At 63.4% G+C, this 363-nt stretch carries 1 protein-coding gene; it reads left to right on the forward strand.

Annotated features, from left to right (window positions below):
* Positions 1-52 precede the first annotated feature (52 nt).
* A partial coding sequence (locus tag M3149_RS22900) for a transposase (protein WP_251711643.1) occupies positions 53-363 on the forward strand: 311 nt, incomplete at its 3' end.

Raw genomic sequence — 363 nt, forward strand, 5'->3', positions numbered from 1 at the left:
GGAAGGTCTGCACAACCTCGACCCCACTTGTGTGATGTGAGACATTGCCGCCATGAAGCAATTGAGCCTGGGCGAGAGCGGATTCGAGCGCAAGACCAAGCGAACGCGCAAGCGCGAGTTCCTGGACGAGATGAACCTGGTGGTGCCGTGGGGCGAGTTGGTGGTGCTGATTGCGCCGCACGCGCCGGCACCCGGCGCCAAAGGCGGCCGCCCGCCGTTTGCTGTTGAGACCATGCTGCGCATCCACTTCCTGCAGCAGTGGTTCAACCTGTCGGACCCGGCGATGGAAGAGGCGCTGTACGACACGCCGATGTTTCGCGAGTTTGCGGGGCTGGACATGGGTGAGGAGAACCTGCCCGACGA

This window comes from Hydrogenophaga intermedia (genome assembly GCF_023715105.1).
GTDB lineage: Bacteria > Pseudomonadota > Gammaproteobacteria > Burkholderiales > Burkholderiaceae_C > Hydrogenophaga > Hydrogenophaga intermedia_A.